The following is a 19,674-nucleotide window of genomic DNA, read 5'->3' as shown; positions in this document are numbered from 1 at the left end:
CGGCCCCGGCAACGTAACAGCGGTCACCGCGGCCCGGCAAAGGGTTATCTCACCCCGGGGCGACGGCCTTGCGTCCGGGGTTCGCCGGGTCGAGGGTGAAGATCGTGCCGTCCGGGGTCGACAGGACCAGAGCGCCACGGTTGAACCACACCACCGGCAGCAGCCCGCTGTTGCCGAGCACCTGGGCGCGGGCCGACGACTCCCACAGGGCTGTGCCCCGGCGCGCGTCCAGCGCGACCACCCGGCCGGTGGCGCCCGCCAGGTACAGCGTGCGCCCGCTCGCGTCCACCGACACCTGACCCGGTGTCTCCAGGGTGGTGTGGCTGCTCCACAGCCGCTCCCCCGTCGTCGGGGAGAAAGCGGTGACCAGACCGCTGGAGGTGGCCAGGTAGAGCGTGCCGCGGGCCAGCGTGGCGACGCCCCCGCGATAGCGCTCCGGCAGCTTCGTCACCGTGCGCTTGCCGCTCTCCGGATCGACCCGGACGACCCGGGTGTAGATCAGGTCGGGGCTGTTGTTGGCGGCCTCGTCGTCGGTCTCCAGGAAGAGCAGTTGTCCGGACAGCGCGCCCACGAAGCTGCCGGGCTGGGCGGGCGATTCCAGGGTGCGCACCGGCCCACCGGCCGGGTCGACGAGATAGATCGTGTTGGCGTTCGAGCCGACCGCCTGATCGTCGCAGGTCACGTAGGCGGTGTCGCCCGTCGCGAGCGGGATGCAGAACCAGCCCGGGGGCACCGGCACGGTCGTCCGCACACCACCGTCCGCCGCGGAACGGACGGTGACGGCGCCGCCGTCGTCCTCCTGCGTCAGGACCACCCCGTCGGCATAGGCCGCGCCCATGCTCTCGGTGCTCACCGGGCGGGACCAGACCTTCGCGCCGCTCTCGTGGTCGAGCGCCAGCACGGACTGGGTCTCTCCCATCCCGGTGTCGTTGGTGATGGTCAACTGGACCAGGACACGGCCCTCGTGCACCCCGAGGACGGTGGTGATGAAGCGGTCGGCCGCCACGCCGGGAGGTGCGATGCCGGACCGCCACAGGGTCCGGCCGGTGGTGGCGTCGACCCGGGTCGGCAGGAGCGCGGAGCCGGCGCAGTACACGGCCGCACCGTTCGACACACAGCTGGGCGAGGTGTCGCCCTCGTAGCCCGGCGCCTTCGCCACCCCCTGTTCGGCGGTGGCGGACACGGTCGTCTGCCAGGGCTTCCAGCCGGTGGGCAGTGTGCCCCAGCGCGACTCCGCGGCCCCCGCCGAGCCGCCGGTACGGGCCTCGCTCTCACCGTCCCCCGGACCGAGCAGGAGATAGCCGGTCACGGTGAACGCCGTCGCCGCAGCCGCGGCCCCCAGCAACCACGGGGTACGACGGCGTGGGCGGCGGTCGGGAACGGGCGCGGTGGACACATCGGGGGGCGGGGCGGCGGGCAGCCGAAGCGTCACGGTCTGCGTCTCGCTGGACGACGGCTCCGGCAGGACCTCCGCGAACTCCTGCGCCAGGACGTCGAGGACGGGCCGGTCGGCGGGGTCCTTGGCCAGACAGCGGGTCAGTACCGCGCGCAGCGGGCCGGTCACCCCGTCCAGTACGGGTTCGTTGTGGACCACCCGGTAGCCGGTGAGGTAGGGGCTGTCGGCGTCGAAGGGGCCGCGTCCGGTGACGCAGTAGACCAGCAGCGCGCCGAGCGAGAACACATCGGAGGCGGGGCCGACGGTACGGGCGTCCGTGAACTGCTCCGGGGACATGAACGGCGGGGTGCCGACCATCTGCCCGGTCTCGGTGAGGGTGTTGTGGTTCTCGGCGGCCCGGGAGATGCCGAAGTCGATCACACGAGGGCCGTCCTCGGCGATCAGCACGTTGGCCGGTTTCAGATCCCGGTGCACGACCCCGGCCCGGTGGATGTCCCGCAGGGCCTCCACCAGACCGAGCGCCAAGGGGCGCAGTTCGGTGAGGCGGAGCGCCCCGTGCGTCCGGATGCGGGCGGCGAGGGATTCACCGGGCACGTACTGGGTGGCCATCCAGGGCGTCGCGGCGTCCGGGTCGGCGTCCAGCACCGGGGCGGTGAAGGCTCCGCTGACCCGGCGGGCGGCCTCGATCTCCTGCCGGAACCGGGCCCGGAAGACGGGGTCGGCGGCGTACCGGGCGTGCACCACCTTCACGGCGACCTCACGGCCGGACCGCGACCGGCCCCGGTAGACCATGCCCATGCCGCCCGCGCCGAGCCGGTCGGCCAGCCGGTAGCCACCGAGCGACTTCGGGTCGTCCTTCTGCAGCGGCACGCCCAGACTTCCCTTCGTCGACCTGCGGTTCGCCGCGCCAGCATACGGAACACGGACCCGGGCGTGCCGACGGCGGGTCCGGACACCGCTCATACGGCGAGTGACGCGCACGGCATCGCGTGCTTCAGCTCGCCTTGCGCGGCGGCGGGACGGCCCGGAGCAGTTCCCACAGGGGGCGCGAACCGGCGGCCCAGACGGCGAGCGTCTGACGGTCGACCACATGGAGACGCTGCTGCCTGGCGAAGTCCACGGCGGGTGTGGTGACCCGTCCGTTGGTCACGATGACCGCGACATCGGCGCCGTGGACCGGGCGGGCGGTCCCGTTGAGCACCTGGAGGTCGGGGGTGCCGACGGCGCTCCCGGAGAGACCGTCGCGCCGGTGTTTGCACTGGATGACCCACCGCCGCCCATAGGGGTCGGTGGCCTTCACGTCGGCGCCCAGGTCGCCGCCGCCCCCGACGCGGAGTGCGTCCGGGCAGCCGTCGCGGCGCATCAGGTCGCGGACCGCGTCTTCGAAGCGGGAGTGGTGCAGGGCGTCCAACTGGGCCAGGTCGTAGCGCAGTCCCCGCGCGCGCACCGCTTCCCAGCGCGCCCGCTGCCGGGCGCGGGCCAGCCAGCCTCCACCGGCCAGCGCGGTGAGCACACCGACGAGCACGAGAACCCACCAGTGCGCCAGCAGCCACTCGACCACCGCGGCCACCACGACGACGGCGAGAACGGCGGCCACCACGAGGCCGATCAGCCGGTCGTCCGCGCGAGGTCGCCGCCTGCCCGGCCTACGGGTGCGCCGCCGGGCCACCGGGCGCCGGCCTCTGCGGCTGCGGGGGCTCACCGGCTGGCCTGCGTGATGCCGTCGGCGAGCTGGCTCACGACGCCCAGGATGCTCTGGCCGAACGCGGTGGGGGCGAGCAGGACGCCCAGCACCAGGACGATGGCCACGGTCAGTTTCTCGTCCTTGCGGCTCCGGGCCTCCGTACGCCGCCGCAGCCGCAGAATCACGATGAGTGCGAGCAGCACCGCCATGTTGATGGTCAGCAACCGTCCAGACCTCCCCCACCAGGCATCAGCAAGAGCACACGGGACGGCGGCAGTCCGCCTCGCCCCGCTTCTCTGTGTAGCGGGCACCCGGTGAGGGAGGAGGGCGGTTCGGCGACGAATGGCATGAAGCCGTCGGACCTGGCCGAATACCGCGGCGATCACCTATCGCACGTCGAGCCACACGACGACACGGCGATGGCGCGAACCGACCCCGAGCATTCCGGCCAGCCCGGCGACCTTCCACTGGCCGACAGAGCCGTCTCCCCTGACCAAGCAGACTGCCTCGGCACCGCCGTCAACGACGGTCATCCGCGCTCAAGCACACCTTCGGGTGACCGATCGCCACTCCCGGCGGCGCGCGCCCCGTTGTGCGGCAGAGCGAGGGGGCGCACTGAGGGGGAGCGTTCGGGCAGGCGGTCCAGCCGTACGGGCAGGGGTTCCGCGGCTCCGGCATGTCCCGCTCCCTGGTCCTCGCACCGGTCTTCTCCCTTCTCACCGCTGCCCTTCACGCGGGGCGGCTTGATCATTTCCATGCCGTGCGCGGTGCCACCATCGCCTTCCGTGCCTTCGCGCCAGGCGTCCGCACACGGGATGTCCTCACGGTGGTTGCCGAGTTCCGTCCGGCCTCCACCCCCCTGAGAGTCCCGGCCTGGAACGACGGCTCCCCCAGGGTCCCGCGCCGGACCCGGGGAGCCGGCCGGTCAACCACCCCGCGCTCTCCGCGCCGGGCCCAAGCGAGAGGAAACCTCCTATGCGTTCGCCCGCCACATCCATCCGACCCCGGAAGCGACCGGGCCGCCGATTCCTGACGCTGGCCGCGTCCTGCGGCTTGTTCATGACCTCGCTGACCGCCATGGCCCCGGCCGCGCCCGCGGCCCAGGCCGCCGTCGAGGCGCCGCTCGCCTATGTGACCAACTACAGCGACGACACCATCTCGGCGATCGACACCGCCACCCAGACCGTCACCGCCACCTTCCCGGTCGGCGACGGCCCCAAGGGCGTGGCGGCCACCCCCGACGGAGCCCGCCTCTACGTGAGCAACGGGAACACCAACTCGGTCGGCGTCGTCGACACCGGCACGCGCACGGTCACCGCCACCATTCCGGTCCCGGACGGCCCCAACGGCATCGCCGTGTCGCCCCGCCAGAACCGCGCCTACGTCGTCAGCAGCGCCACCAGCCAGCTGTCCGTGATCGACACCGCGACCAACACCGTGACCGCCACCATCGCCGTCGGGAGCGCCCCACAGGAGGTCGCCGTCTCCCCGGACGGCAGCCGCGCCTATGTCACCAACTACAACGACCGCTCCGTGTCCGTGATCGACACCGCGACGAACACCGTCTCAGCCACCATCAACGTCCGCGGATTCGCCCAGGGCGTCGCCTTCACCCCCGACGGCACCCGCGCCTATGTCACCCGCCCCTTCTCCAACTCGGTCGGGGTCATCAACACGGCCACCAACGCCGTGATCGCCTCCATCCCCCTCTCCGACCGGCCCTACGGAGTCGCCGCCTCCCCCGACGGCGCGCACGTCTACGTCTCCCGGAGCTACGGCGCCACCGTCGCCACGATCGACACCGCGACCAACACCGTGACCACGACCACCGCGTCCGGGGACACCCCGACGGAGGTCGCGGTGACCCCGGACGGCGGTCACGTCTACGCCGCCAACGGCAACTCCGCCACCGTCTCCGTGATCGACACGGCCACCCACACCACCACCGGCATCCCCGTGGGCAAGACCCCCGCCGACATCGCGATCGCCGAACGCCCCACCTCCGACCTCGGCGTGGAACTCACCGCCACGCCCCGACCCGATCTGCTCAACGGCCGTATCGACTACACCGTGACCCTCACCAACCACGGCCCCCGCGCCCTGGCCTCGGCCACCGTCACCGTGAACCTGCCCAGCTCGGCGGGTCCGACCAGCCCCGACTGCGCCCTCACCACCGGCAAGGCCACCTGCACCGCCGCCGACCTCGCTCCAGGCGCCAGCACCACCCGCCACCTCACCGTCCCCGTCTCCGCGGTGAGCCTCGGTACCGCCTACACCACCACCGCCACCCGCACCGCCAGCACCCCCACCGACCCCAACCCCGCCAACGACACCGCGAGCCGTACCTGCACCGCCACCACCGGACTCGTCATCAAGTGCAGCTGAGCACGCTGATTTGCTGGGGCCGCCACATGTGACGGCTGACCATCACGGCATCCGGGGACGAGAGGCGTCCGCGTCCGCACGGCGGCCCCGTGGGGGCCGGAAGCCGTAGCCGAGGGTGCTGAGGAGCCCGGCGTCCTGTCCCACCGACAGGTCACGCCGGGCTCTTTCCCGTCCGGGATCAGCCGGGGCCCCTCAGGCGTACCCCGGGCGCGTCCGGGCGACGCGGCGCCCTGAGCGCGGGGCGGCGGCGCGGCCCGCCTGATCCGAGCGCCCGTGTATGGCTCCCGCTGTCAGTCGGCCGGGCCACCGTCGGCGGTCCCGGTCTCTGCCAGCAGGCGGCGGAGTTCCGCCTCGTCCTCGCTCGTCAGGCCGTCGACGAAGCGGGCCAGCACGGCGTGGCGGTCGGCTCCCTGGTCGAGTGCGTGGTGCATCCGGCGGGCGGTCAGGCCGTGCGTGTCCTCGACGGGGAAGTAGGCGTAGCCGCGCTGGACGGGCAGGCGGTCGACGACGCCCTTCTCATGGAGGCGGGCCAGCAGGGTGGCGACCGTGGTGCGGGCCAGCGGCTGCGGCATGGCGGTTCTGACCTGGGCCGCCGTCCGTGGTGTTCCGGCCGCCCAGAGCGCCGCGAGAACGCTGGTCTCCAGCTCGCCCGCGGGCCGCCGTTCACCGTCCGAGTCCGTCACGGCGCCTCCCCTTCATCCCCGCCATTGTGGGGGCGCGGGCGGAGCGGGGGTGGTGATCCGGCCCCGGTGCGCGGTGGCCACCAACTGGGCGCGGCTGCGGACGTCCAGCTTCACCATGGCGCGGCTGATGTGGGTCTTGACGGTCAGATGGGACACGGTCAGCCGCTGTGAGATCGCCTTGTTGTCCAGACCGAGCGCGGCCAGGGACACGACCTCGCGTTCCCTGGGCGTGAGGTCGGCGATCAGCTCCTCCAGAGCGGCGTCCCGCCGCGGGGGCTCCAGCGGGAACAGCGTGTCGAGGACGAGGCGGGCCGCGGACGGTGCCAGGTACGCCTCACCCCGCGCCACGGTCCGGATGGCGGCGGCTACGACGTCCGGCCCCGCGTCGCTCTCGACGATGCCGCTGGCACCCGAGTTCAGCGCTGCGAGCACCTCGTCGTCGGTGGCGGCGGTCAGCATCAGCGCGCGCACCCCTGCGGGTGCCGGGGGGCGGGTGACGCGGCGCACCAGTTCGGCCCCGGCCATTCCCGTGAGGTGCGGGCCGACGAGGACGACGTCCGGGCACAGGGCGTGGGTGAGGCGGACGCCCTCGACACCGGAGCCGACCGCCGCGACGACCTCGATACCGGGCAGGGCGGAGCCGGGGCGGCCGGGCCGGAGCGGCTCCGTCGTGCGGCCACAGACCAGGACGCGTATCGCCCGGGTCACCGTGGTCATGCGCGTCCCGCCGCTCGCCGTGCGGCCCGCGCCGGGACCGGTGCCGCGCCGTCGTTCCGGGTCGGGCGTCGCGGCCGGGTCGCCGGTGCGGTGGCATACAGTGCCTGACCGGCCAAGGGGGCCATTCCGACGCCGACCTTCCTCCTGGAGGGAACCTGGGCCGTCTACAGGACAGTAGACGGACCGTCGTACTGTAGTCGACGCCGGGTGGGGTGGGCACGGGGCTGGTCGCCGGGCCGCCGCCGAGTCCGCTCACCTCGTCCAGGCATGGCACTCGTCGTCGTGGTGGCCCCGGGCGGGGCGTTCCCTCCGCGTCACGAGGTGCGCGAGGCCCAGGGCGAGATCGCCCGCTGACGCCCACGCGCGAACCGGGCCCGGTCAGGTCAGGTCAGGTCAGGTCAGGTCACCGAGAGCAGCGCGCGGGTCGCCATGTGGCGGGGCGTGGTGAACACGTCGGCGGTCGGGCCGGATTCCACCACCTGCCCGGCGGACAGGACCGTGACCGTGTCGGTGCGTTCGCGCACCAGGTGCACATCGTGGCTGATGACGATCAGCGCGAGCGAGCGTTCGGTACGCAACCGGTGCAGCAGGTCCATGACGGCCGCGCCGGTGCCGGGATCGAGGGCGGAGGTGATCTCGTCGCAGATGAGGAGGTCGGGATCGGCCGCCAGGGCGCGGGCGAGGGAGACCCGCTGGCGCTGCCCGCCGGAGAGTTCGTGGGGGTAGCGGTCGGCCAGCGCGGGGTCGAGGCCCACCTGGTCGAGGAGTTCCGCCACCGCCTCCCCGGTCGCGGCCCTGGGCGTCCCCCGGTGCAGCCGCAGCGGCCGGGCGACGGACGAACCGGCCGTCCGGCTGGGGTTGAGGGCGCCGAGCGGGTCCTGGGTGATCAGCTGGACGCGACGGCGCTGCTCGCGGCTGCGGCGCCGCAGGGAGCCGGGCAGGGCGGTCCCGTCGAGCCGGATCGTGCCGGAACGGCTCGCGCGCAGCCCCACGAGGGCACGGGCCAAGGTCGTCTTGCCGGACCCCGAGGCTCCGATGACGGCGGCCACCGAGCCCTTCCCCACGGTGAGGCCGACCTCCGTGAGGGCGGGGCGGGCGGCCCCGGGGAAGAACACGGTGAGGTCCTCGACCTCCAGCACGGGCGACCCGGAGCGGGGCGACGGCGGGGACGCGGGGGCCGGGAGCGGGCGGGGGACGGCGGCGGGGGCGCGGTGCGGCGTGTCGCCGTCGAGGTGTACGGCGTCGTCCGCGAGGCGGTCCACCACGTCCGGGTCGTGGCAGGCGAAGGCCACGGCGAGACCGTGCTCCCGGGTCAGCCGGCGCAGCAGGTCCACGATGTCGTCGCGCAGCGCGGGGTCCAGCCCGGCCGTGGGCTCGTCGAGCAGGAGCAGCCGGGGCCGCTTCGACAGCGCGCGGGCCAGCGCGACCCGGCGCAGCTGACCGCCCGAGAGCTGGCCCGGTCTGCGTGCGGTGAAGCCTCGGTCGGCCGGGAGCCGGACGTCCGCCAGCAGGTCCCGGACGGCGTCGGGCGCGCGGCGGGTGTCGAGTTCGCGCAGGAGGGTGCTCACCCGCAGGCGGGGGTTGAGGGCGGACGCGGGGTCCTGTCCGACGTAGGCGAGGGAGGTGCGGCGCAGTGTCCGCCGGGTGTCCTCGCCGACGGCGAGCATGTCGTGTCCGAGCACCTCCACGGTGCCCGCCGCGCGGGTGGTGCCGGGCGGGAGATGGCCGAGGAAGGCGCGCAGCAGGGTCGTCTTGCCCGCCCCGGAGGCCCCGGTGACGGCGACGAGCCGGCCGGGGGTCAGGGTCAGGGAGGCGGTGGCCAGGAGGCGTCGGCCGTCGGCGGCGGTGACACAGAGGCCGTCCGCCCTCGCGACCACGGCGTCGCCGGGGGGCGTGTCGTGCTCCGGGGTCCTGGTCACAGCAGCGTTGCCGCCTTCCGGCCGGTCTGCGGTGCCAGGCCGGCCGCCGCGAGGTTGACGCTCAGGGCCAGCAGGCCGATGGCGAGGCTGGGGGCGATGACCGCCCAGGGGTTCAGCAGGATGCCGGGCGAGTTCTCCCGGACCATCAGCGCCCAGTCGGCGGCCGGTGGCTGCGGCCCGACCTGGAGGAAGGCGGCGGTGGCGACGACGTAGACCGCCTCGACGAAGCGGAGGCCGAACAGGGCGAGGACGATGGCCCGGAGGTTGGGCAGCACCTCGCGGACCACGAGGTACCAGAGGCGTTCGCCGCCCGCCGCTGCGGCCTCCACATAGCCGGACGCGGCGACCGGGGCCGCGGCACCCGCCGCGATCCGGACCGCGTACGGGAAGCCCAGCACGATGGCGGCGACCACCACGGCGAACCGGCCGCCGTCCGGCCAGGACAGGGCGACCAGCATGATGCCCAGCACGGGCGGCAGCAGGATCAGTGTGTCGGCCGTCCGGTCCACGATCCGGCCGACCGCGGGGCGCAGTACACCGACGGCCGCCACCAGGGCCGCCGCGGCGGTCACCACGAGGGCGATGACCAGGGCGGACACCACGAGTTCGCGTCCACCGGCCAGGAGCCGGCTCAGTACGTCCCGGCCGAGTTGGTCCCCGCCGAGCGGTGCTCCGTCCCCGGGTCCGGCGAAGGGCGCGGTGACGGGCTGGTCCACCGCGTGCGGGGCGATCCAGGGGCCGACGAGCGCCAGTACGACGAGCAGGACGGCGGGGGTCACCCGCAGCAGCGTCCCGACCGTGGAGACGCGTCGGCCGCCGCCGGGTGCCTTCGGCGGGCGGGAGGTGGCGGGTGTCGGAGACGTCGAGGTCATGGGCGGCCTCCTGCGGGGTTGGGCTGCGGGCCCGCGCCCGTGTCCCGCGTCCTCGTACGCATCGCCTTCACAGTCCTCAGGTTCGTCCTCGTGGCCGTCGTGGTCATCGGCGCCCCCCGTTCAGCAGGTCCCGCAGCAGGTCCGCCGCCAGGAGGACGACGCTGATCGCGGCGCCCGCCAGCACGGTCACCCCGGCGACGACCGGGGTGTCGCGGTCGGTGACCGCGGAGGTCAGGACGGAGCCGACGCCGGGGTAGTTGAAGATGGTCTCCACGGCGACCGCGCCGCCCAGGAGGACACCCGAGGACGTGGCGAGTCCGGTGGCCACCGTCGGCAGGGCGCCCGGCAGCACATGCAGCAGCAGGACGCGGCGCGGTGACAGGCCGTCGAAGACGGCCGCCTCGACATGGGGGGCGCGGGCCTCGTCGGCGAGGGCGGCGCGGGCGATCCGGGTGTTCCAGCCGGTCTGCGGCAGGGTCAGGGCCAGTACCGGCAGGACCAGCATGGTCCAGGAGGCCGGGCCGCCGTCGTCGCCGGTGAGGGTGACGGCGGGCAGCCAGCCGGTCCACAGGGACAGCACCAGCACCAGCCCGACGGCGACCACGAACTCGGGGATCGCGAACATGGAGGTCGCCGCGGAGCCGACACAGCGGTCGAGACGCCCGCCGGGACGCAGCGCCGCAAGGGACGCGAGGGCGACCGAGGACAGCGCGGTCAGCAGGAGCGCGATCCCGCTGAGCGTGAGGGTGTTGGGGAACGCCGTGGTCAGCAGATCGGTGACCGGCTCGCCCCGCGCCGAGGTGCCGAGGTCGCCGGTGGGCAGCCCGGACATCCAGTCCCAGAACCGCTCCAGGAGCGGCCGGTCCAGGCCGAGCGCGTGCCTGCGCTGGGCCAGGTCGGCCTCGCTCTCGCCGCGTTCGGCGGTGGCGCTCGCCATGTCCCCGGGGAGCAGTTCCACCCCGGCGAAGACCACCGCGAGCAGCACCGCGAGCAGGACGGCCCGTTTGGCGACCACGACGGCGACGCGGCCCGCCCCGGCCGCGACCCGCGCGAGGGCACGGGCCGGACCGGCGGGTTCCGCGCTCGCGGCCGGATCGTCGTGCCGGTGCGCGGCCTCGTCGGGCACCGGCGCGGTGCTCTGCGGGCTCAACTGGCCAGCCACGCCTTCTCAAGCTGGACGCGGCCGTATCCGGGCAGCGTGGGCAGTCCGCGGACCTTGGCGCCCGCGAGGTCGACGCCGTCGGCCATGCCCCACAGCAGATAGCCGGAGCTGTCGTACTCGATCTGCTGGAGGTCCTGGAGGAGCCGGGTGCGCTCCGCCTCGTCCGCGGTGCCGATGGCCTTCTGGTACGCGGTGTCGAAGGCGGTGTCCTGCCAGCCCGCCTCGTTCTGGCCGCTGTCGGAGACCATGGTCTTGCTGGCGAAGAAGACGACGGAGTCGTTGGTGCCCCAGTAGCTGGTGTAGAGGTCGCCCTTGAGCCAGGTCTCGTCCCAGAAGACGCCCGACTCCTGCTTGACCACCTCGATCTTGACACCGGCCTCGCGGACCTGGGTGGCGAAGAGGGTGGCCGACTCGGCGAGTCCGGCGATGTCCTCGGTGGTGAGGATCTCGTAGGTCCTGGCGGTGTCGAAGCCTGCCTGTGTCAGCAGGGTCTTGGCCCTGGCGAGGTCGCGGGTGCGCTGCGGGATGCTCGTGGCGTAGGCGGGGTCGCCGGTGCCGAGGATGTCGTTGGCGACGCTGCCGTAGCCGGAGAGGACCTGTTCGACCATCGCCTCGCGGTCGACGGCCAGCCGCAGCGCCTCGCGCACCCGGGGGTCGGCGAACGGGCCGTCGGCGGTCCGCATGACGATGGGCATCGCCATGTCGTTGGGGCGGCGCACGGTCTGTACGTCCCCCCGGGACTCGGCGGTGCGGGCGGCGACGGCACCGGCGTTGGAGGCCAGGTCGATCTGCCCGGCGAGCAGCGCGTTGGCCATGGCCTGGGGGCTCTCGAAGATCTTCACCTCGATGGCGTCGAGCAGTACCTCGCCGCCGTACCAGTCGGCGTTGCGCACCAGCCGGGCGTTGCCGCCGCGGAACCAGTCCAGCTTGAACGGCCCGGTGCCGGGGGCCTTCTCGATGTCCTTGTCGGTGGTGCCGTCGGGCACCACGAAGGTGGTGAGGCGGGTGAGCAGGGGCAGTTCGGCGTTGGCGTAGTCGGAGACCAGGACGACCGCGCCGTCGCCGTCGGCGGTGATGTTCTCGGCCTTGATGCCGGGCAGGCGGGAGGCGCCGCTGGGGGTGGCCCGCAGCCGCTTCAGGGAGTGGACGACATCGGCGGAGGTGACCGGCGTGCCGTCGTGGAAGGCGGCGCCCTCGGCCAGGGTGAACCGCCAGGTCTTGAGGTCGGCGGAGGGTTCCCAGCTCGCCGCGAGCCGGGGCGCGGTGTTGGGCTCGGCGCCGGGCACGGTGAGCGTGTCGTAGACGAGGCTGAGGATCAGGTAGTCGCTCTCGTTGGCCTGCACTCCGTGCGGGTCGCGGGTGATGGCCCCGGCCCGGCCGAGCGCGCCGACCCGCAGGGTGCCGCCCTTGCGGGGCTTCCCGGAGGCGCCGCCGGTGGCGCCCGCCTGGCCGCCGCCTCCGTCACCGCCGCTGCACGCGGCCAGGACCGCCGTCGCCCCCAGTGCTCCACTGGCCCAGAGCAGTTGACGTCTCGACAGGTTCACGGCGTCCTCGGCTTTCGGTTCTGCGCATAATTACTTAGGTTTGCCTATCCTAAAGGCGCATGATGCGGCAATACTCCAAGTGGAGTAGTGCGCACCGGGCGCCGGGCGCTTAGCTTGGGCACCGGCTCACCTGACGCGCGCCGGCGGGACGTGGACGTGGAGGAGGCAGCCGCCGCGCGGCTCATGCCCGGCCCGACGGGACCCGGACGCCGCGCCGCACCGCGTTCGCCCGCGCGGGGACGCGCGGGGACGCGCGAGGGCGGCCCAGCGCACACCGCCGAGCCCCGCCGCCGGACCCGGAGCGACCGCGCACCGCATCGCACCACACCCCGCAGGAACCGGAACCGGTAGGACCATGCTCACCACCCTCCTCCGCGACAGCCGCGCCCTGGGCGCACTGGCCGTCCCGCTGATCCTCACCCAGCTCGCCCAGGTCGCGCTGACGACCACCGACACGGTGATGATGGGCCTGCTGGGCACCACCGAACTCGCCGCCGGCGGCCTCGCCCTCGTCCTCTTCAACCAGATCCGCACGATGGGTGTCGGCCTGGTCACCTCGGTCGGCAATCAGATAGCCGACGCGGCGGCACGGGCGGAGCGGGCACGGCGGCGGGAGCGAGAGGGGGCGCCTCGGGGCGGGGGCACCGAACAGGACGAGGTCCGGGGCATCGTCCGGGCCGGGCTGGCGGTCGCCACCCTCGCCGGTCTGCTGGGCGCCGTCCTGATGGTCCTCATCGGTCAGGGCCTGGCCTGGCTGGGCCAGGACGCGGCCGTCGTGGACCTGGCCCAGGACATGCTGTGGGCGCTCGCGCCCGGTCTGCTGCCCTGTCTGTGGTTCCAGGCGGTACGGCAGTTCACGGTCGGTATGCGCCGCCCGCAGGCCCTGCTGCGGATCACGCTCGCGTCGGTGGCGGTGAACGCGGGCCTGAACTGGGTTCTGATCCACGGCACCTTCGGCCTGCCCCGCCTGGGCCTGACCGGCGTCGGTATCGCCACCTCCACGGTCTACCTCCTCTCCTTCCTCGCCCTCTACGCCGCCGCGCGACGGGACGAGGAACTGGCCCCGCTGCTCTCCCTCGCCGTGCACCGCGCGGACCCGGCCACCGTGCGCCGCCTGCTCGGCCTCGGCGTCCCCATCGCCGCGACCTACGGCTCCGAGGCGGGCTTCTTCTCCGTCACCGCGCTGCTGGCGGGCTCGTTCGGCCCCGACGCCCTCGCCGCCCACACCGCCGTCAACCAGCTCGTCTACCTCGTCTTCCAGGTGGCGGTCGGACTCTCCCACGCCGCGTCCATCAACGTCAGCCGGGAACTCGCCCTCGGCAACCGCGACGGTGCGCGCCGCCTCAAGAACACCGCCCTCGCCTGCGCGGCGGCGGTGATGACGGTCGTCGGCCTCGTCTATCTCACCCTGCCCCGCCTGGTGCTCGCCCCGTTCCTGGAGTCGGGCTCGGAGCAGGCCCTCGACCTCGCCACCAAACTCCTCATGGTGGCCGCGTTCCTCCAGTTCTTCGACTGCGCCCAGAACATCGGCGTCGGCCTGCTCCGCGGGCTCCACGACACCAGGAGCGGCTTCCGGATCACCCTCGTCGGCTACTGGGCCGTCGGCCTCCCGGCCGCCTGGCTCCTCGCCTACCCGCTCGCCCTCGACACCCTCGGCATCTGGCTGGGCCTGCTCACCGGCCTGGCCACCACGGCGGTCCTCCTCCTGCGGCGGTACGACACGGCACTGGCCGGAGCCGGTCCGAGCACGGCGGCGACCGCCTGACCGGACGGCGTCCGGACTCGCACCACGCGGAGACGGACCCAAGCCCGCGCAGGGCCCGCACATCGGTCATGCGGCAGGCTCCCGCTCACGTTCGGGGCGGGGGACGCGGCGCGGGGAGATGAGGGTCAGGGTGGTGGCCACGGCGAGGACGGCGAGCGCCGCGGAGCAGGCCAGGACGGCTTGGGCGCCGTCCGTGACCGCCTGGCTGTCCTCGCCGCCGTGGCGGGCGAACACCATGGCCAGCGCGGCGGTGCCGATGCCCGCGCCGAGGGAGGCGAGGGTGGAGGCGGTCCCAGAGACCATGCCGACCCGGTCCGCGGGGGCGAACCGCACCGCGACCGCCATGACGGGGGCGCCCGAGATCCCGCCGCCCGCTCCCCATGCGAGGAGGGGCACCAGCAGCAGCCACCACCGCGTGTCGGGCGTGATGAGCAGCGCCAGGGTGACGAGGCCGACGCCCTTGAGGGCGTAGCCGAGGCCGATGACGAGGCCGGGTGCCCAGTGGCTGAGCAGCTTGGAGCCGACCATGCCCAGGGCCATCTGGGCGAGGAAGATCGGGGTCATGAGGAGTCCCGCCCCGATCGGGCTCAGTTCCAGGCCGTCCGAGAAGTACAGGACCAGATAGACCGAGCTGCCGATGGTCAGGGCGCGGGAGAGGAGGACGGCCAGCATGGCGCCGGAGAACTCGGGCCGGCCGAACATCCGCAGATCCAGGGTCGGTACGGGCACCCGGAGCTGGACGGCCAGGAAGGCCGCCAGCGCCAGACAGGCGGCGCTCAGTACGGCGATGTTCTGCCAGGTCCACGGTGTGTCGCCAGGGCGGAGCATGAGGTAGGTCGCGGTGCCGAGGCCGAGCATGAGCAGCATGCCGCCGGGCCAGTCCGCCCTTCCCTTCCCGGGGACCGGCCGGGATCGCGGCAGGACGCGGGTGGCCAGGACCCAGGCCGCCGCGCCGAGCGGAAGGTTGACGGCGAAGACCGCCCGCCATCCGAAGGCGTCGATCAGCAGCCCGCCGAGGGTGGGGGCGAGGAGACCGGCCGCGGTCGCGAACGACCCCCAGGCGCCGATGGCGAGATTGCGCTCCTCGCCGCTGTAGCGGTCGGAGAGCAGCGGGATGCCGTTCACCATGATGGCCGCGGCTCCCGCGCCCTGGACCACACGGGCGGCGTTCAGCCACAACAGGCTCGGTGCCACCGCCGCCGCCAGGGAGGCCAGGGTGAACACGGCGATCCCGGCCAGGAACACCGGCCGTCGGCCCCACCGGTCCGAGAGGCTTCCGGTGACCTGGGTGAGCGCTCCCATCGCGACCATGTACGTGACCACCACCGACTCCGCCGACGCCCCGCCCGCGAGATCCGCGCCGAGCGGGGCGAGCCCGAGCGCCACGATCGTGATGTCGATGACCACCAGTCCCGTGGCGGCCATCACCAGCACGAGGACCCCGCTGAGCGGTGGAAGACCACGGGATTTCAGGCGAGTTGACATGCGGTGACCGACCTCCGGGCGTGGACGGGGTGAGCGCTCAGCGTGCAGGCACCAGCCGCCAAAAGTCAACGTGTGTGAAGTTTAAGAAGGGCAGGCCGTACGCTTGGCGGCATGCCTGCCGCCTCCCGCCGCCGCCCCGTCACCCGCAAGGGCCGCCCGGTACTCACCCGCGAGAGCATCGCCGCCAAGGCCCTGGAGATGGCCGGTTCCCAGGGGTTCCGGTCCGTCACCATGCGCGCCCTGGCCGCCGAACTGGGCGTGACCGTGCGCGCGCTGTACAACTACATCGACGACCGCCAGGACGTCGTCGCCCTCGCCGTCGACCTCATGCTCGACGCCTGGGACGCGCCCGCCCTGCACCCCGAGACCTGGGAGACCTCGGTCGCGGACTACGCCCGGTCACTGCGTGAGCTGTACCGGCGCTGGCCCCGGGCCCTGCTCGTCTCCCTGGACGAGGACGCGCCCCCGGCCTCCGTCCACCCGAACCGCCTGGTCAACCTCGACCGCTTCCTCCAGCTCATGCAGAGTGTCGGTCTGGGGCTCCCCGCGGCACTCGGGGCGCACCGCCATCTCACCCTGCTCGTCCTGTCCTTCACCCTGCTCGTCGACCACCCCGCCGACCGCGCAGGCTCCGGGGACGGCACGCTCGTCCCCGACAGCTGGCTGGAGGCGCACGCCGACCTCGACATCCCCACCCTGCGACAGGCCGCCGCGCTTCCCCTGCCCAGCACGGACGAGCAGTTCGAACAGCTCATCTCCGCCGTGACGACCACCATCCGCAGCCAGCTCGAAAGCGTGTGATCAGTCGCGCCAAGAAGGTTGCCTGGAACGAACGGGGTGTGTCGCCTGGAGTCTCACCGCGCGCGCCGAGGCGAGGTCTTGCACCAGTGTCTCGTCTCCATGGGACGCTTGCCGGGGTCAGAGTCCGAGAGCCGGCGGTCATCGGGCGATCAACGTCTGAGGCACTGGCTGACATGGTCGTGCAGTCGACTGATCCACTCGTCCCGCAGGTCCGTGCGCCCAGCGTCGAGATCGCAGGTGTAGCCCGTACTGTCATGTGTGCGGACAGTGACGGTCAGGCGTCCTCGACGCTTGACCGTCCAGGTGACACCGGCGATCTCGCTCCAGTGGAAGTCCACTTCGTCCCCTTCGACGTGGAGAGTCACACCGGTGCTATTCGCGGTGAGGCTCGCGGAGGGACCGCCGATGACCAGGTGGTCGCGGTCGGAGAGCGGGCTGGGCGTAGGTGGCGGAAGCGGTGGCGAGGACGCTGGCTGTGTCGGTGCCGAGGCCGGTGGAACGAACGTGCCGGGTGGGGACACGGCCAATGTCGGTGTGTAGCCCGCCGGATCGTTCACCGGACCGGTCACCAAGTCCAAGAGCGCGTCGGGTGTGGGGCGCGCAGCCGGGTCCTTGTGCAGACAGGCTGCCACGACGTCACGCAGCGCCAGCGGCACAGCGGAAAGATCCGGGGGTTCATGCACGGACCGGTACATCAAGGCCATCGACGTACCTTCTCCCCACGCGCTGCCCCCAGCGGCGGCGACCAGCACCGCGCCCAACGCGAAGACATCGCTGGCCCCGCTCACCTCGTGCCCCAATGCCTGTTCGGGCGAGAGATAGCCCGGGGTGCCGAAAGCCGTGCCGGTCGCGGTGAGCCGTGACGACTCCAGTGCACGGGCGATACCGAAGTCCAGTACCCGAGGGCCATCGGGGGCCATCACGATGTTGCCGGGCTTGAGATCCCGGTGGACGAGCCGACAGGCATGGATCGACGCGAGGGCCTCGGCAAGAGCGGCGGCGAGGCCACGCAAGTGAGACTCGTTCATGGGCCCGCTGGAATCAAGGTGTTGGACGAGTGTCGGGCCCGGGACGTACGCCGTCGCCAGCCAGGGCGGGTCGCTGTCGACATCAGCGTCCACGACCGGTGCCGTGTGGAATCCGCCCACGGAGCGGGCCGCCGCCACCTCGGCGCGGAAGCGCTCCCGAAAGACGGGGTCCGCCGCAAGTTCGGCTTTGGCGACCTTCAGGGCGACGGCGCGCCCGCCGCGAGTCCGTGCCAGGAAGACCGTTCCCATCCCGCCCTCGCCGAGTGTGCGCTCGACGGTGTACCCCCCGATGTGATGCATGTACCGAGTATGACGTTCCTCCCGCGCCGACCACACCGAAAAGGGTCCATCTACGACGCCTCCGAGAATCACTCGGTCAGCCTTGCCACCCGTCCGGGCATGAGGCTGCGGAAGGCAGTTGGCGAAGTAGCGTGCGATCGTTCGTCAGAGGGGTCTCCGGTGCCTTCTGCGGTACGGGATGTCGTCCTCTAGTGGCCGGATAGGACGACGGTCCGCCGCAAGGGAACACGGCTAACGGACGATCAGTTCCTCGTCGGTGTGCTGCCAGCCGTTCCGCTGGTACGCGCGGGGTGACATCCCGTGGGCGCGGGTGAAGACCCGGGTGAGGGCGGCGGCGTCGGCATAGCCGAGGGTCCGGGCGGCCCGGCTGACGGTCATGCCTTCTTCGAGGTACTGGCGGGCCAGGGTCATACGGAGCTGGGCGCGCCACTGGGTGTGGGTCTGGCCGGTGGCGTCGGTGAAGTCGCGCCCGAGGGTCCTGGCGTCGGTTCCCAGCTCGGTGGCCCACTGGGCGAGGGTGCGACGGCTCGCGGAGTCGCGTCGGGTCTCCTCGATGATCCGGCCGACGGCGGAGGTGACCGAACCGGTCGCTGCGGGGGCGGGCGCGGAGAAGGCTTCGAGGAAGCGTCGGGTGACGGCGTGGGGATCGTGTCCCTCGGGGCGGAGGAAGCTGTAGTTGGCGACGACCGTGTGCAGGAGATGGCGCTCCGCGTCCGCCGGGAAGCCGCCGATGAGGAGGTCGTCCGACGGGGCGGCGGCCCGCCTCGGTCGGGAGCCGAGCGGGAGCAGCAGCGCTCCGCGCGGGAGGGTGACGCTGTTGCGCACGCCCGCCGGAAGCCAGGCTGCGTCGCCCGGCCCCAACCGGTGCGCCCGGCCGCCGACGACGAGCTGCGCGGTGCCGCGGTAGGCCCAGACGAGCACATGGAAGTCGCTGATGCGGTTCCAGGTGCGTGACGCGGGGATCGACGGCGGCCTCCCGTTCGTACAGGCGTCGAGGTGTGCCGGAGGCTCGGGCTGGAGCGGGTGGGTTCCGGTCGGGCCGTCGCCGTGCCGTGCCGCGCGGCGGCGCTCCTTGTACGCGCTGGGGGTGACTCCGGTGTGCGCGCGGAACGCCTTGGTGAATCCCGCCGGGGTGGCGAAGCCGACCTGTCCGCCGGTGCGGCCGACGTCGAGGCCGAGGTCGAGATAGCGCGCCGCGGCGGCGATACGTACGGCGGTGCGCCAGCGGGCGAAGGGCAGTCCCGTCTCCGTCAGGAACTGCTGCTGGAAGGTGCGCACGCCGATGCTGACCGACTGGGCCAGCTCGTCGACTCCCGCCGTGTGGCCCGGGTTCTGGAGCAGTGTCCGCGCGACGGTGAGGGCTTCGTGGGAGGTGGGCAGCGGCGGGGTGGGCGGCGGGCCGCGGTGGTCGTGCGCGGGGTCCGCCGGGCGGGCGTGGGCGACGAGGTCGAGGAGTCCGGTGTCGTCCGCGCCGCCGCGCAGATAGCCGAGGCTGCGGGCGAACTGGTAGATGAGCCAGTCCGACCAGTCGTCCGGGAAGTCGGCGGGGAGGGGGCGGTCGATCACGGTCGTCGTGCGGAAGCCCGCGGCGGGGAAGACCGGGACCACGAGGGAGCCCGCCTCGACGTCGATCTCGTAGGGGAGACCGGCGGGCAGCCAGAGGCCCTGGCCGGTCGTGAGGCGATGTGTTTGCGTCGCCGTGCGTACGTGGGCGGTTCCTGAGTGGGTCCACAGGAGGACCGGTTCTCGTGCGTTTCCTCGTGAGGTCGCCCGGGACGCGGGGATCTGGGGGGTCGGTGCGAGGGGGAGTCGTCGGCTCGCGGCCACGCCGTCCCGCTCACCCGCCTCAGGCATGGTGCGCCGCCTCCCCTCAGTCCTTGGATTCTGCGCCTCAGGATAACCACTGACCGAAAAGCAAGGTTAGCCTCACTTA

15 protein-coding genes are annotated in these 19,674 nt (G+C 73.0%); 3 read left to right on the top strand and 12 right to left on the bottom strand.

Annotated features, from left to right (window positions below; translation table 11 throughout):
- Nucleotides 1–49: 49 nt before the first annotated feature.
- From AB0D49_RS21185 to AB0D49_RS21175, 3 genes are all read right to left on the bottom strand, one after another.
- Complete coding sequence (locus AB0D49_RS21185; protein WP_362759364.1) at nt 50–2,266, bottom strand: PQQ-binding-like beta-propeller repeat protein; 2,217 nt, start codon at nt 2,264–2,266, stop codon at nt 50–52.
- Between the two features lie 124 nt (nt 2,267–2,390).
- Entirely contained in the window at nt 2,391–3,098 is a 708-nt protein-coding gene (locus tag AB0D49_RS21180; RefSeq protein ID WP_362759361.1) for a restriction endonuclease, read from the bottom strand.
- The gene (locus tag AB0D49_RS21175) at nt 3,095–3,304 is read right to left on the bottom strand and encodes a hypothetical protein (RefSeq protein ID WP_362759358.1); all 210 of its coding nucleotides are present in this window, start codon (nt 3,302–3,304) and stop codon (nt 3,095–3,097) included. Before AB0D49_RS21175 ends, AB0D49_RS21180 begins: the two co-directional genes overlap by 4 nt.
- Nucleotides 3,305–4,139: 835 nt before the next feature.
- Here AB0D49_RS21175 and AB0D49_RS21170 point away from each other — a divergent pair.
- Nucleotides 4,140–5,465 (top strand): beta-propeller fold lactonase family protein, encoded by a 1,326-nt coding sequence (locus AB0D49_RS21170; RefSeq protein ID WP_362759355.1) that lies wholly within the window; start codon nt 4,140–4,142, stop codon nt 5,463–5,465.
- 290 nt (nt 5,466–5,755) lie between these two features.
- On the opposite strand, the gene AB0D49_RS21165 is transcribed toward AB0D49_RS21170, so the two are convergent.
- The 6 genes from AB0D49_RS21165 to AB0D49_RS21140 form a co-directional block, all read right to left on the bottom strand.
- Entirely contained in the window at nt 5,756–6,148 is a 393-nt protein-coding gene (locus AB0D49_RS21165) for a BlaI/MecI/CopY family transcriptional regulator (protein ID WP_362759352.1), read from the bottom strand.
- Nucleotides 6,149–6,160: 12 nt separating this feature from the next.
- Nucleotides 6,161–6,865: a response regulator transcription factor gene (locus AB0D49_RS21160; RefSeq protein ID WP_362759349.1), complete on the bottom strand. Its 705-nt coding sequence runs from the start codon at nt 6,863–6,865 to the stop codon at nt 6,161–6,163.
- A gap of 398 nt (nt 6,866–7,263) precedes the next feature.
- Nucleotides 7,264–8,784 carry an ATP-binding cassette domain-containing protein gene (locus AB0D49_RS21155; RefSeq protein ID WP_362759347.1) on the bottom strand — a complete coding sequence of 507 codons (1,521 nt, stop codon included), beginning with the start codon at nt 8,782–8,784 and terminating at the stop codon, nt 7,264–7,266.
- Nucleotides 8,781–9,656 (bottom strand): ABC transporter permease subunit, encoded by an 876-nt coding sequence (locus tag AB0D49_RS21150; protein WP_362759344.1) that lies wholly within the window; start codon nt 9,654–9,656, stop codon nt 8,781–8,783. Before AB0D49_RS21150 ends, AB0D49_RS21155 begins: the two co-directional genes overlap by 4 nt.
- Nucleotides 9,657–9,759: 103 nt before the next feature.
- Entirely contained in the window at nt 9,760–10,818 is a 1,059-nt protein-coding gene (locus AB0D49_RS21145; RefSeq protein WP_362759341.1) for an ABC transporter permease, read from the bottom strand.
- Complete coding sequence (locus AB0D49_RS21140; RefSeq protein WP_362759338.1) at nt 10,803–12,362, bottom strand: ABC transporter substrate-binding protein; 1,560 nt, start codon at nt 12,360–12,362, stop codon at nt 10,803–10,805. The genes AB0D49_RS21145 and AB0D49_RS21140 overlap by 16 nt, the downstream gene beginning before the upstream one ends.
- A 355-nt stretch (nt 12,363–12,717) precedes the next feature.
- Between AB0D49_RS21140 and AB0D49_RS21135 the strand changes: the two genes are divergently transcribed.
- Nucleotides 12,718–14,127 carry an MATE family efflux transporter gene (locus AB0D49_RS21135; RefSeq protein ID WP_362759335.1) on the top strand — a complete coding sequence of 470 codons (1,410 nt, stop codon included), beginning with the start codon at nt 12,718–12,720 and terminating at the stop codon, nt 14,125–14,127.
- Nucleotides 14,128–14,193: 66 nt separating this feature from the next.
- On the opposite strand, the gene AB0D49_RS21130 is transcribed toward AB0D49_RS21135, so the two are convergent.
- Nucleotides 14,194–15,612, bottom strand: a complete 1,419-nt coding sequence (locus tag AB0D49_RS21130; RefSeq protein ID WP_362759332.1) for an MFS transporter — start codon at nt 15,610–15,612, stop codon at nt 14,194–14,196.
- Between the two features lie 111 nt (nt 15,613–15,723).
- Here AB0D49_RS21130 and AB0D49_RS21125 point away from each other — a divergent pair, with 111 nt between their 5' ends.
- Nucleotides 15,724–16,413, top strand: a complete 690-nt coding sequence (locus AB0D49_RS21125; RefSeq protein WP_362759329.1) for a TetR/AcrR family transcriptional regulator — start codon at nt 15,724–15,726, stop codon at nt 16,411–16,413.
- 149 nt (nt 16,414–16,562) lie between these two features.
- Here AB0D49_RS21125 and AB0D49_RS21120 read toward each other — a convergent pair whose 3' ends face one another.
- A complete protein-coding gene (locus AB0D49_RS21120; protein ID WP_362759327.1) occupies nt 16,563–17,741 on the bottom strand; it encodes a serine/threonine-protein kinase in 1,179 nt (392 codons plus the stop codon).
- Between the two features lie 231 nt (nt 17,742–17,972).
- Nucleotides 17,973–19,595, bottom strand: coding sequence for a helix-turn-helix domain-containing protein (locus AB0D49_RS21115; protein WP_362759325.1), 1,623 nt, complete (start codon nt 19,593–19,595; stop codon nt 17,973–17,975).
- Nucleotides 19,596–19,674: the final 79 nt, after the last annotated feature.

The sequence above is a fragment of the Streptomyces sp. NPDC048290 genome (assembly GCF_040652095.1).
In the GTDB taxonomy this organism is placed as follows: domain Bacteria; phylum Actinomycetota; class Actinomycetes; order Streptomycetales; family Streptomycetaceae; genus Streptomyces.
This window is presented reverse-complemented; position numbering and strand designations above follow the sequence as displayed.

Bases quoted from the DNA above. Each gene is read 5' to 3' on its own strand.
- AB0D49_RS21135 (WP_362759335.1), top strand. From the start codon at position 12,718: ATGCTCACCACCCTCCTCCGCGACAGCCGCGCCCTGGGCGCACTGGCC.
- AB0D49_RS21150 (WP_362759344.1), bottom strand. From the start codon at position 9,656: ATGACCTCGACGTCTCCGACACCCGCCACCTCCCGCCCGCCGAAGGCA.
- AB0D49_RS21125 (WP_362759329.1), top strand. From the start codon at position 15,724: ATGCCTGCCGCCTCCCGCCGCCGCCCCGTCACCCGCAAGGGCCGCCCG.
- AB0D49_RS21130 (WP_362759332.1), bottom strand. From the start codon at position 15,612: ATGTCAACTCGCCTGAAATCCCGTGGTCTTCCACCGCTCAGCGGGGTC.
- AB0D49_RS21170 (WP_362759355.1), top strand. From the start codon at position 4,140: ATGACCTCGCTGACCGCCATGGCCCCGGCCGCGCCCGCGGCCCAGGCC.
- AB0D49_RS21120 (WP_362759327.1), bottom strand. From the start codon at position 17,741: ATGCATCACATCGGGGGGTACACCGTCGAGCGCACACTCGGCGAGGGC.
- AB0D49_RS21160 (WP_362759349.1), bottom strand. From the start codon at position 6,865: ATGACCACGGTGACCCGGGCGATACGCGTCCTGGTCTGTGGCCGCACG.
- AB0D49_RS21115 (WP_362759325.1), bottom strand. From the start codon at position 19,595: ATGCCTGAGGCGGGTGAGCGGGACGGCGTGGCCGCGAGCCGACGACTC.